Source organism: Halomonas sp. BDJS001 (assembly GCF_026104355.1).
Classification (GTDB): domain Bacteria; phylum Pseudomonadota; class Gammaproteobacteria; order Pseudomonadales; family Halomonadaceae; genus Vreelandella.
Genome location: NZ_CP110535.1, coordinates 3,225,059 through 3,236,540 on the forward strand (window position 1 = coordinate 3,225,059; position 11,482 = coordinate 3,236,540).

Here is an 11,482-nt window from a genome sequence, read left to right on the forward strand (position 1 = left end):
AAGAGGACTCACCATGAAAATAAACGTGGTCGGCACCAGTGGCAGTGGCAAGAGTACCCTTGCAAAGCAGTTCGCGGACGCCTTGAACGCCCCATGCGTTCAGCTTGATCAACTATTCTGGCGAGCTGACTGGCAAGGCACACCAGATGACGAGTTTTTTGTCGCCCTGGAAAAGGCGTTAGCCGCTTCACCCGAAGGCTGGGTGTTGGACGGTAACTTCGACCGCACTCGGCATATAAAGTGGCGTGATGTGGATATGGTGGTGTGGATCGACTACCCTTTTTGGCGAGTATTTAGCCAAGCCCTCACCCGTGCTGTTAAACGCATCATCAGCCAAGAGGAACTCTGGCCTGATACAGGTAATCGCGAGAGCTTCCGCAAAACATTTCTAAGCCGTGATTCGGTTCTGCTATGGTCGCTTAAAACATGGAGACAAAACCGGAAACGCTACTTTGCCGATATGATTAACCCCCGCTATGCGCATATACAGTTTGTACGTTTGACTTCCATAAAAGAAGCCCAAGCCTTGGTGAATAGTTTCAAGGTCGGCGCTTAGGCTTCAGAGAGGGTAGGTCTATTGCACAAAGGCTTAGCGTTAATCAAGCCCAAGCTGTTCCAGTGCCTGCTCCACTCTTCTGCGATCATCCCCTTGCAGCGCTTGCAAGGGCTGAGGTAAACAGGGCTGGCTCACTCTGCCAGTGACTTCTGCAATAGTAGCCGCTACTCGCAGACTCCCCCCGTATTCACGGTAAAGCGACCACAGTGGCTCAAGCTGTTCTGAAAGCTGCTGAGCCGCTTGGGCATTCCCCGCCTGAGCAGCTCGGGTGAGTGCCAGCGCTGCTTTCGGGAATATTCCACCGATAACCGAGTACCAGGCATCGCACCCCGCATTTAGACCGATGGCTGCCGCCGCGTCGCCGCTAATACCGATGGTGACATCAGAGGGGATTAGCTTGCGCAGCCGTGCAACTCGTTCCGTTGCTGCTTGAATATCGCTGTTCACCGGGGGAATCTTGATAGAGCGAACCTGGGGCAAGTGGGCGATTCGACCATGCAGCTCATCGCTGAATTCGAAATGGGTGGTACCAGGGTTGTCGTACACGCAGAGCGGCACACTCAGCGATTGACATACCGTGGCGTAGAGGTCGAATACCTCGTCATCGGTGAGCTTTTGGTAGGAAACTGGCGCAAGCAGCACCCCGCTGGCGCCTGCCTCCTGAGCACTCTCTGCATGGGCCAGCACATCACGAGTACGTAACGCACCAATGCCCGCGATAATAGGCACACCCGCTGCATTTTCAACGCTAAGCTTCACAACACGGGCACGCTCAGCGTGGCTTAAATAGGCGTAGCTCCCCGTCGAGCCCAGCACGCCAATGGAGTCCACCCCAGCCTCAGCTAAATGCTCAACCAAACGGGCAAACTCAAACTCCTTGATGCCCTGCTCGCTCACAGGGGTTAGCGGAAATGCACTGAGGCCAGTAAACATAGTGGATGCTCCTTTTAGATAGATGCCAATCTCAGTGTCGCCCAGACGATTAGCTATTATGTAGAAACATACGGTAATGGAATAGCCTCAGCTTATCCTCGTTATTCGTTGACATAACTTTCTGTTATTTTTCTTGAATTGATGTAGTGTTTGCGTATACGCCGTATCGATACGGCACAGTTACTTTAGATGTTTATCTTTCAGTCATACTATCATGGCTGAATATAAAAACAGTATTGTTAGTGCTGCGAGGGAGAACACGTCATCAATTCATACACATTTTCAGTGCAGAGTAGAGCTGCACCGTGCATGAACCTGGCGTTCATCAATCAACCAGTAAGCCATCACCAATGCCATTACCCGTTATAAGCGGCTCTCTAATACGATTGGCCTTACTGACAGTGACCACCTTTATTGTCTTGGTGGGGTTCACTTTCGCAACAACGAATGCCATCGCTCGAGAAGCACCGCTTTTTTTAGTGGCTCACCCTGACGTCACTACCCACTGGCTGAACCGTGATACTACCCGCGCGATTTTCGCCATGCGCCAACGCACCTGGCCGGATGGCCAAGCGGTTAGGGTTTTCGTTTTTAGTAACAACAACCCATTGCATGCTCGTTTTACCAAAGAGCAGTTGGCGGTTTACCCGCACCAACTTCAATTAGCCTGGGATCGCATGGTTTTTTCAGGTACCGGGCAAGCCCCCAACCGAGTAAATGACCAGGAAGAGATGCGCGAGCGCGTCGCCTCGACACCGGGTGCTATTGGGTATCTTGAAAGGGAGTATCTGGATGATAGCGTCCAAGTCATTTCGATGGAATGAATGCCGAGCCGTTGCCGCTGTGCTAGGCACCGTTGTGATGGGGTTATCTGCTGACGCCCAAAGCGATGAACAGGTGCTGGATACTCTGCAGGTGCACGGTTTTCTTAGTCAGGCGCTGGTTATTACTGACGATAACAATTTTTTTGGCCACAGTAGTCGAGATGAAGGCAGCTTAGAATTCACCGAGGTCGGCCTTAATGTCTCCTTACGTCCTCATCAGGATGTGCTTGTTGCTGCTCAGGTGCTGAGTCGTCGAGCCGGTGGCGATATCAGCGATGCAGAACCAAAACTGGATTACGGTCTGATCGATTATCAAATGATCTCTAATCAACAGCGTAACTTTGGCGTACAACTAGGCCGAATTAAAAATCCTTTTGGTTTTTATAACCAAACACGCGATGTAGCCTTTACACGACCAAGTATCTTGCTACCTCAGTCTATCTACTTTGATCGAACACGCTCAATGGCTCTTACAGGCGACGGAGTGACGTTTTATTTGGAAGAGCGATTGAACAATGGAGTTCTACGGGGGCAGGTTGGATTAGGTGAACCCCAGGCTGGAGATGACTTAAACCAAACTCTTCAGTTGAATCGTATTGCGGGTACCTTCGATCCGCAGCAATCCGCCATTGCACAGGTTCGCTATGAGCATGACGGGGGGCGCGTTGTTGCAGCGGTGAGCAAGGCCGAAGTGAAATCCCGAATAAAGTCACACCAACCGGGAGTAAGCGACGGAGATTTCTACTTTACACCTTGGGTATTTTCCCTCCAGTACAATCAAGAGCTTTGGAGTTTAACGGCTGAATACGCGCTGCGCCGCTCAGGTTTAAAAAACTTCGATCAGTCCTCTTTGAATTTTGATACCACAGGTGAGAGTTGGTATTTACAATATACAAGACGCTTTTATGACGATTGGCAGTGGCTAATACGATATGACAGTTTAATCAGTAATCGTAATGACGCCTCGGGGAAAGCGTATGAGGCTAATGGCCAGGGGCCTGCACATACCCAATTTGCAGATGATCTAACTTTTGGCCTGCAGTGGACACCGCATCCTCAAGTTATGTTGGCAGGGGAATATCACCATGTGGACGGCACTGGCTGGCTGCCCATCCAGGACAACCCAGATTCATCAGCAACAAGCCGCAGATGGAACATGTGGTTATTCCAGCTATCGTTGCGCTTTTAAGGCTCCCCTCACTCCTGGCTAGGACGTTACCGCAATGAAAACACCTACCCTTTTGCGAGCGCCTCAGCGCCTTAGCCTGACCTGGAGGGTTATCGCGTTAAGTAGCCTGCTGCTTTTAGCGCTGGTATCACTTTTCACTTGGCTAGGTCACGACAACTTAACTCGTCAGTTTCAGGAAAGTCGAACTCAGCACCATGAACGCCAGCAGCGAGAAATCCGCTTAGCGATACTCCGCTCATCGGAAAATTTACGGCAGCTAGCCGGCTTAACGGCCGCCTCTGCGAGCCTTGGAGTGCCCTTAAAACAGGCAGTTCAGCCGAGGTCGGGCAAGCTCTGGACGCCCAGTGGCCCGCTCTACAGCTGGAGGCAGGGATTGATGAGATTCTAATCATTAATACTAACGGAGAAGTCTTGGGCAGTTGGGGCACCGGGAATTCGCAAGGACAGCTCCCCCTACTGAGCTGGGTAAGGCGTGTCATCAATTCCGAACTACCTCTCTCAGCGCTTCGCTGCTCAACTAGCTGCCAGCAGTTCGCTGCCGTGCCGGTGCTAGAAGAGGGCGAAAGTGTCGGTATGGTCGTGTTGTCCCGCTCGCTAGCCGATGTCACTCGGCAAGCCAAAGAAGTTTCTGGCAGCGAAGTCGCGCTACTCGTAACAGGGCCCGTTGAAGACAGCCAGGTAACCGCGACACGGCAGTTACAAGCGTGGAATGGTCAGTTGCTGGCACTCACCAGCGAAGAACATAGCTTAATACCTCTACAGCAAGCCGCCGATACGACCTCTGTTCGCCGTTTGATGGAAGCCCCCCTCAGCCTTGAGTATGGCGGCAGACATTTAGAACTCAGCGCAGTACGTATGGAAGAGGATAATGAACGTAGCAATACCGGGTACTTCCTGCTGATATCAGACATTACTGAGCAAATTAAGGCGATTAATCAGGATACCCGCATGCTGCTGTTCGTAGGTGTGCTCGGCTGGATTGCCGCTGAACTACTGTTATTAGTCATATTGCTAGGCCCAATGGCTAGGTTACGAAGAATCGCCGGGCTGCTCCCTGCCCTAGCCGACGGCAAGTTCAGCGACATACACTCCGCCATTCCCAGCCACCGGCGACGGATCCCCGATGAGATAGATGTGCTTGAGAGCAGCACGCTCGAGCTCTCGAAGCAACTTGAATTGTTAGAAGGCGAAGTGCAGGAGCGCGGTCATCAACTAGCCGAGCGCATTGAAGAGTTAGCTGAAGAGCGTGATTTCATTAGTGGCCTGCTAGACACAGCGCAGGTATTTATTATTGCCCAAGACGGCACTGGTCGGATCAGCCTAGCCAATGAGTATGCGCAGTTGATGTTGGGACTAAATGAGGCTTCGCTGCTTGGAAGACATTTTGTTGATGTTTTCGGGGCAGGTGCCCCTACCGCTGTGCATACGTTTTCCCATCCCCAGCAAGAAGAGAAAACGCTACGCACGCCCGATCACCGGCTTCATACTATTGCTTGGTACCATGCACCGTTACAAACAGGTAGTGAGGGGAAAGTATCTCGCCTATCTATCGGGCTCGATATTACCGATCGTAAGGCTGCCGAAGCACGTCTAACCTGGCTGGCAGAACGCGACCCGTTGACAGAGCTATACAACCGTCGCTATTTCCAACATGCGCTGCAAATAGCTCTTGATCGTCCCTCGAAAAAAAATGGGGCGGTACTGCTGCTGGATTTAGACCAATTCAAAGAGGTAAACGAGCTGAGTGGTCACCATGTGGGCGACAAATTATTAAGCGAAGTGGCCGACACCCTCCTTCATAACCTTGGCCGCCGTGGTGTTATTGCCCGCCTTGGTGGCGACGAGTTCGCACTCCTGTTAGAAGACACCAATGCAGATCAAGCAGTCAGTGTGGCGCAATATATAGTCCAACTGATGGATAGTATTGGCTTCGTTGTCGGCGAGCGACGGCACCGCGTAACTGCCAGTATTGGCATTGCTCTATTTCCCACCCATGGCAACACACCTGCCGACCTTATGGCCAGTGCTGATGTGGCTATGTACAAAGCCAAGGAAAGTGGTCTTCATCACTGGCATCTTCTTTCCAAATCAGAGAATGCAAAGGACGAACTACAAGAACGAGTTTACTGGGTTGATCGCATACGCAATGCACTTGAAGAGGATAGCTTCGAGCTAATGGTGCAGCCCATCATGCGCTTGGAAGACAATGACGTAAAACACTACGAAGTACTGCTGCGAATGCGCGATACAGATGGCGGCCTTATTTCTCCCGCCCATTTTATTCCTATTGCTGAACAGAGCGGACAAATTATCTTAATAGACCGCTGGGTATTGCGACACAGTTTAAAAGCACTTAGCCAATTGCAGGATCGAGGTATTACTCTAGCAGTGAATCTTTCCGGGCAATCCCTTCACGATGGAGGCTTAAAACAGTATTTGGCTGACGAGCTGACTGCCAGTGGAGCTGACCCTCATCACCTAATACTGGAAGTCACAGAAACAGCGGCGGTGACTGATTTCTCTACCGCACGCGGCGTACTACAGACAGTACGCGACCTGGGGTGCCGCACCGCGCTGGATGATTTTGGGGTTGGCTTTAGCAGTTTCCACTATCTAGGACAGTTGCCCGTCGATTATATAAAAATTGATGGCTCCTTTATTCGCAGCTTATTAATCAGCCCTGACAGCCGCGTTATCGTACGTGCTATTGCAGACATTGCTAAAGGGTTTGGTAAACAAACGATTGCGGAATTTGTTGACCAGGAAACAATATTACCAATCTTAAAGACTTACGGCATAACTTATGGGCAAGGATACCACCTTGGCAGACCAATAAAACTTAACACAGCGTTTGGTATAACCAAAAATCTACCGTAAATTTCATTCTGGGTTTAAATAGGGATAGCGCATGAAGCCTTCACAGCAGAAAGCTAACAATAGGGAATCACCAGATGTATTGATTGAGAGATTCATTAAAGAATTCAAATTCAAGCTTTGCATAGCCGCACATGAGAAAGAGCTGGTTTATCGCCTAAGGCATGACGTTTACTGTGAAGAGCTTCAATATGAAAAAGCCAGCGACCCCATTAAAAAACTCGAATTTGATATCTATGACCAAAACTCTATTCACTGTTTGATTGAACATCGCAGAACTGGACTAGTAGCAGGCTGCGTGCGAGTTGTTGTTCCAACTCCCTCTAACCTCTATCCGCTTAACCAGCTTCCTTTGCAGTCTTATGGACGTGATAGCCTGACACACGCTGAACTACATCCCGACAAATTAGATCCAGAGAGTTTTTATGAAATTTCTCGGCTGGCTGTAAATCGTCTTTTTAGAACAAGGCCTAAGGAGGAGATTGTGTCTACTACTTCTAATTCCATGAATGATACTCCTGCTTTTTCTACTGAAGAGAGAAAACTTTTTCCTTTACTAGCTACCAGCCTATTTATCACAGGCTATGTTTTAGGTAGACAACTAGGTAAAAATCAGGTTTTTGCAATGATGGAACCTAGTTTACCTAGACTTCTCTCCCTTACTGGGTTTCACTTCACCAAGGTAGGCGAAACGATCGACTTCCATGGTCGCAGAAGCGCCTACTACATCAATAAGCAACAAGCAGAAAACGGATTAAAACTAACACTTTTACCACTCTATCAACATATACAAGAAACACTAACGCTCCAATTGAGAGAAGTGCCTCATGAATTTGCTAGCACCCCTCTCACAACTTGAGCCTTGCGTTTATATTTCTACGGTGGCCCCTCCACGTTCATCCAATGATGATGAGCGTCTAAAGTCATTAACCGTTACACTGGTAAATTTTTCCAAAAAAAACACTAGCGTTTCGGGATAGTGGAAACGCTCTTCAAAGCTCTCTTGACCCTCTTGCGAGCGCCGCGTCACGCTTGCTTTATAACCTTCATTCGATTTAGACACTTTCACGCTATTCTCACGGGAGCCGTCACGCTTAATTGCCGTAATTGGGGAGTGCTCGCTGAGTAACAAGTCTAGCTGCTGAGCGGCAGTGCGCTCCTCGTCGGATGCCCAGAGGGGCTGATCCCGATCGCCATAACGGTAAAGCATAATCACCAGCATGACGGAGAATATGCTACTGGTCAGCATCCAGGTTAGTAAAACGCTCGAAAGCGATGATGTCAGCATGATGACCAGTTGAACCACAACACCCACCGCCAGCACACCGGCCAAGGGCCTCCACATACGAGGGTTCATGAACCCTCGTTTGAGGATGTATCCCCATAGTCCAATCACGGCTAATGCACCCAACAGCAAATGAATGGGAGCAAGTAGCGTTCCCCCTCCAGCCAATATGGCAATCACCCCAATGATGACCATCAAACTGTAGAAGGCAGCCAACAGGTAGTAAGCACGATCCAGGGTCATATACAGTCTCCATGCAGAGTAACCGATGGCTTATGGCGCCATCGACTTTATTGTTATAGGCATGCGGATAAAGCCTTGAATTGCAGTATAGATGATCACCACAATTCTTCACTATTACGGTGGCAATCAGCAGGGGTATCAGCGTTCCGGGTCACAGTCCTTGCGCGCCCCGGCGTAACCAGTCGTGGACAAAGGCAAGCTTACGACGAGCCATCTCTGATAGCACAAACGGATACAGATCCGGTAATCCCATCGAGCGGTTAACATGGTTAACCCCGACGGTTAGCGCTGCTGCCACGTATATTAAACGCTCGGCATCAGGCTCGGCATAAGGATCCCACTGGGGGCTTGGCAGCTCCGGCGAAGCCAGATCTGATGCTGCAAAGCTATCGGCAATATCAGTTAAATGCAGCAGGTGCGCGGCCGTTTCGGCCCAATCTTCGTGTGGGTGTGCTGAGGCGTAGGTAGTTAAATAGTGCTCTTTCCAATCGGGCGGTGGGCCATCCTGGTAGTGGCGCTGTAGCGCAGCCTGATAGTCTTGACGCTCGTCGCCAAACATCTCGCGAAAAGCATCCAGGAAATCTTCACGTAAGCTGAGCCGCCACCAAAGCATATGCGAAATTTCGTGACGCATATGTCCGATCATCGTGCGGTAGGGCTCTTCTAGTGCTTCTCGACGGGTCGTGACTAACACAGGGTCTACTTCGGCCACACTAATGGTCACCACCCCCTCGATGTGCCCCATGGGGACAGGCGAACGCCCCTCCGCCAATAGATGGAAAACCGGCGGTGCGCCTGGATCTTCCGGGCGGAACCAGTGCCAACGGCCCAGGTTATCTAAAACCCAGCGTTTGGCTGCTTCTGTTTTTGCCCAATTTGGCATCGCATCGGGCAGGTTAGGGTCGGGCGCCAGCGCTGTCATAGCACAAGCGCGACAAAAAGCGCCTTCTTTAGGGGCGATCCAGTTACAGCCGATAATGTCGCGGTTGATGCAGAAAGGCGGCATGGGCACAAAGGCACGGGCCTGGGGGTCATAGGCAACGGGGATACCGTCTGCGGTGGCGAGATTGTCGAACCATAGAGAGCCGGATCCGACGGGATTTGAAAAGACGCGCATACGGTAAAGCTCCTGAAAGCAAGGAGAAGAGAACCTCTGTCGCGTGACTAAAGCTCTCTTCTCCAAAAGTCCTGTAAAAAGTGTGCTGCACCCCTTACTTCATTTCGAAACCGCGCTCGATCAAAAAATCGCGCATATGAGGGCGCAACTTGTTATCGAACAGGGGCTTAAGATTGTGGGACCAGTCGGTATCTTTATTACTACTGCTGCGAGCCTGATAATAAGCCTGCATCGTGGTGTCGAAGGCCTCTACCTGCTCACCGTCTTCAGTGTAGTAGTCTTCTTTGAGAACCGCCTCCACGGGTAAGCGTGGCTTTACTTCAGGCGCTTGGTCAGGATAGCCAAGGCACATACCAAACACCGGGTAAACGTGCTTGGGTAGGCGTAGCAGATCGCTAATCTGTTGGGGGTTATTACGGATGCCGCCGATATAGCAGATTCCTAGTCCCTCAGACTCAGCGGCTACCGCTACATTTTGAGCCATCAACGCTGTATCTACTGTCGCCACCAACAGTTGCTCCGTCATGCCGCGAACAACGTTCGCACCCGTGCGCTCTGAAGCTTCCGTTGGACGCTTCATATCGGCGCAGAAAACCAGAAAGTCTGAGCAGGTGGCAATATAGCCTTGTCCTCCGGCCAGCTCGGCTATCTGCTCACGGTTCGCCTGGTTTTTTACATGGATAACGGTATATGCCTGAACATGGCTGGATGTGGCTGCACCCTGGCCGGCTTGAATTAGCTCGCGCAGTAACTCGCTTGAAATCTGCTGATCACTAAATTTGCGGATCGAACGGTGGGATTTCAGTAACTTAATAACGTCGTTCATGGAGCCTCGCTTTTCTGGATAACGCTTATCTGACATAACTAGCCGATAGAGTAACAGATTCGTACAACATGACGGGGTTGGCTGATTGTTTTAAAACTGACTACAGCAAATGGATAATTGCACCGCGCACGCCACTTTCATCAATCCATAATTTGCCTAGCGTAATAGGCAGCTTGAATCGCCGCTTTCCCGCCGCACCAGGGTTAAAGAGCAGCTTTCCTTCCTGATGTTCGTTGCGTGGCTTGTGGGAGTGGCCATGCAGAACAGCCGCACAGGGAGTCCTTGGATCAAAATCCTCTAAGCGGTGGACAAGATGCAGGTGTTTTTCGTTCACAATGATGTCCTGGTGTATGGGCAAACTCATTGCCCACGTTGGCGTATCGATATTGCCCTTTACGCAGTGCACTGGCGCCATTGCCTCCAAACGTTGCAAGATCTTTATATCCGCCTCTTTGCTGCCTACATCCCCCAAGTGCAGAATGAGCTCGCACCCGTCAAGTAGATAAAGAGCCTCATCACGCAGAACACCATGGGTATCGGCAATTACGCCAATAGGAGTATCAATGCTGTAGCACGGTACGAATGGACACATTTACAACCTCACTGCGCAGACAAATCGCATATTTGTAGCTTTTTTTGCTAGAACGCTATTAAAAGTTGCGCACCGGAGCCGATATCTAAGCTATCAACCAGAGAGCCGATGGCGACTTATTTATTAGATTTTCATTGTCTATCTAATAAGTTAGACACCAGCAAGCTATACTGTTAAGGCTATACGCTGATAACTGCCATGTGGCGGAATAATAACGTCGCCAGGAAGCCAATATGACCAATACCTCTCAAAATGCACCCGGGCAAGAGTGGAATGCCAGCAACTACGCCCAGAATGCTAACTTTGTACCTAAGCTAGGCAGTGAAGTGGTCAAGCTATTAGCGCCTCAACCCGGCGAACGTATTTTGGATCTTGGTTGTGGCGACGGTTCATTGACAGAGCGCCTTATACAGTTGGGCGCTGATGTTCTCGGGGTAGATGCTTCAGAAGAAATGGTTGACGCCGCCCGCCAACGCGGCATCACCGCCCGAGTCATTGATGGGCATCAACTGCCTTTCGATCATGAATTTGATGCGGTGTTTAGCAATGCGGCGCTGCACTGGATGCTAGACCCCCAGGCAGTGCTTGCTGGCGTTAAGCGTGCCTTAAAGCCGGGAGGCCGATTTGTCGCGGAGTTCGGCGGTCATGGCAATGTGGCTGCTATTTGTACCGCCTTGATCGCCGCCCTGCAGTTTCGGGGCATTAGTGCCCGTGGGCGTCACCCCTGGTACTTCCCTACAACGCACGAGTATGGCCATATGCTGGAAACCGTCGGTTTCAAAGTAGAAAGCATTGAGCTAATCCCCCGCCCTACGCTACTGCCTGCTGGAATGATCGGGTGGCTGGAAACCTTTGCCAGCCCTTTCTTGCATGGGCTCGACGAGGATGTGCGCGATGCCGTACTGGAAAATACCTTAACGCTGCTGGGCCACAGTCTTCGTGATGAGCAAGGAAACTGGACAGCAGATTATGTGCGGCTGCGCGTTGCTGCCCGCGCATAAGCGTTAATCCCCTATCTAGATGTAAAAAAGCCGCCGACGATA

The 11,482-nt window shown here is 50.6% G+C and carries 11 protein-coding genes; 6 read left to right on the plus strand and 5 right to left on the minus strand.

The genetic code is table 11. The annotated features are described in order from the left end of the window. Window positions 1–13: 13 nt before the first annotated feature. Window positions 14–556, plus strand: a complete 543-nt coding sequence (locus OM794_RS14995; RefSeq protein ID WP_226247132.1) for an adenylate kinase — start codon at window positions 14–16, stop codon at window positions 554–556. 39 nt (window positions 557–595) lie between these two features. On the opposite strand, the gene OM794_RS15000 is transcribed toward OM794_RS14995, so the two are convergent. Beyond that, a complete protein-coding gene (locus tag OM794_RS15000; RefSeq protein WP_226247134.1) occupies window positions 596–1,489 on the minus strand; it encodes a dihydrodipicolinate synthase family protein in 894 nt (297 codons plus the stop codon). Window positions 1,490–1,875: 386 nt separating this feature from the next. Between OM794_RS15000 and OM794_RS15005 the strand changes: the two genes are divergently transcribed. From OM794_RS15005 to OM794_RS15020, 4 genes are all read left to right on the plus strand, one after another. Continuing rightward, the gene (locus OM794_RS15005; RefSeq protein WP_226247136.1) at window positions 1,876–2,313 is read left to right on the plus strand and encodes a hypothetical protein; all 438 of its coding nucleotides are present in this window, start codon (window positions 1,876–1,878) and stop codon (window positions 2,311–2,313) included. Beyond that, window positions 2,282–3,502, plus strand: a complete 1,221-nt coding sequence (locus tag OM794_RS15010) for a hypothetical protein (protein ID WP_226247138.1) — start codon at window positions 2,282–2,284, stop codon at window positions 3,500–3,502. The genes OM794_RS15005 and OM794_RS15010 overlap by 32 nt, the downstream gene beginning before the upstream one ends. Window positions 3,503–3,835: 333 nt before the next feature. Beyond that, a complete protein-coding gene (locus OM794_RS15015) occupies window positions 3,836–6,379 on the plus strand; it encodes an EAL domain-containing protein (RefSeq protein WP_413927729.1) in 2,544 nt (847 codons plus the stop codon). Between the two features lie 31 nt (window positions 6,380–6,410). Further along, the gene (locus tag OM794_RS15020) at window positions 6,411–7,235 is read left to right on the plus strand and encodes a PEP-CTERM/exosortase system-associated acyltransferase (RefSeq protein ID WP_226247142.1); all 825 of its coding nucleotides are present in this window, start codon (window positions 6,411–6,413) and stop codon (window positions 7,233–7,235) included. A 9-nt stretch (window positions 7,236–7,244) separates the two neighbouring features. Here OM794_RS15020 and OM794_RS15025 read toward each other — a convergent pair whose 3' ends face one another. The 4 genes from OM794_RS15025 to OM794_RS15040 all read right to left on the minus strand — a co-directional run bounded on the left by OM794_RS15025 (window position 7,245) and on the right by OM794_RS15040 (window position 10,439). After that, window positions 7,245–7,904 (minus strand): hypothetical protein, encoded by a 660-nt coding sequence (locus OM794_RS15025; protein WP_226247144.1) that lies wholly within the window; start codon window positions 7,902–7,904, stop codon window positions 7,245–7,247. 151 nt (window positions 7,905–8,055) lie between these two features. Further along, window positions 8,056–9,021, minus strand: coding sequence for a putative zinc-binding metallopeptidase (locus tag OM794_RS15030; RefSeq protein ID WP_226247146.1), 966 nt, complete (start codon window positions 9,019–9,021; stop codon window positions 8,056–8,058). A gap of 94 nt (window positions 9,022–9,115) precedes the next feature. Next, a complete protein-coding gene (gene nfsA, locus OM794_RS15035; RefSeq protein ID WP_226247148.1) occupies window positions 9,116–9,847 on the minus strand; it encodes an oxygen-insensitive NADPH nitroreductase in 732 nt (243 codons plus the stop codon). Window positions 9,848–9,947: 100 nt separating this feature from the next. Beyond that, window positions 9,948–10,439 (minus strand): metallophosphoesterase family protein, encoded by a 492-nt coding sequence (locus OM794_RS15040; RefSeq protein ID WP_226247150.1) that lies wholly within the window; start codon window positions 10,437–10,439, stop codon window positions 9,948–9,950. A 233-nt stretch (window positions 10,440–10,672) separates the two neighbouring features. On the opposite strand from OM794_RS15040, the gene OM794_RS15045 reads away from it, so the two are divergent. Continuing rightward, window positions 10,673–11,440: a class I SAM-dependent methyltransferase gene (locus tag OM794_RS15045; RefSeq protein ID WP_226247152.1), complete on the plus strand. Its 768-nt coding sequence runs from the start codon at window positions 10,673–10,675 to the stop codon at window positions 11,438–11,440. The last annotated feature ends 42 nt before the right edge of the window (window positions 11,441–11,482 follow it).

Excerpts from the sequence above, each read along its gene's own strand:
- OM794_RS14995 (WP_226247132.1), top strand. The coding sequence starts at position 14 with ATGAAAATAAACGTGGTCGGCACCAGTGGCAGTGGCAAGAGTACCCTT.
- OM794_RS15000 (WP_226247134.1), bottom strand. The coding sequence starts at position 1,489 with ATGTTTACTGGCCTCAGTGCATTTCCGCTAACCCCTGTGAGCGAGCAG.
- OM794_RS15010 (WP_226247138.1), top strand. The coding sequence starts at position 2,282 with ATGATAGCGTCCAAGTCATTTCGATGGAATGAATGCCGAGCCGTTGCC.
- OM794_RS15020 (WP_226247142.1), top strand. The coding sequence starts at position 6,411 with ATGAAGCCTTCACAGCAGAAAGCTAACAATAGGGAATCACCAGATGTA.
- OM794_RS15025 (WP_226247144.1), bottom strand. The coding sequence starts at position 7,904 with ATGACCCTGGATCGTGCTTACTACCTGTTGGCTGCCTTCTACAGTTTG.
- OM794_RS15030 (WP_226247146.1), bottom strand. The coding sequence starts at position 9,021 with ATGCGCGTCTTTTCAAATCCCGTCGGATCCGGCTCTCTATGGTTCGAC.
- nfsA (WP_226247148.1), bottom strand. The coding sequence starts at position 9,847 with ATGAACGACGTTATTAAGTTACTGAAATCCCACCGTTCGATCCGCAAA.
- OM794_RS15040 (WP_226247150.1), bottom strand. The coding sequence starts at position 10,439 with ATGTGTCCATTCGTACCGTGCTACAGCATTGATACTCCTATTGGCGTA.
- OM794_RS15045 (WP_226247152.1), top strand. The coding sequence starts at position 10,673 with ATGACCAATACCTCTCAAAATGCACCCGGGCAAGAGTGGAATGCCAGC.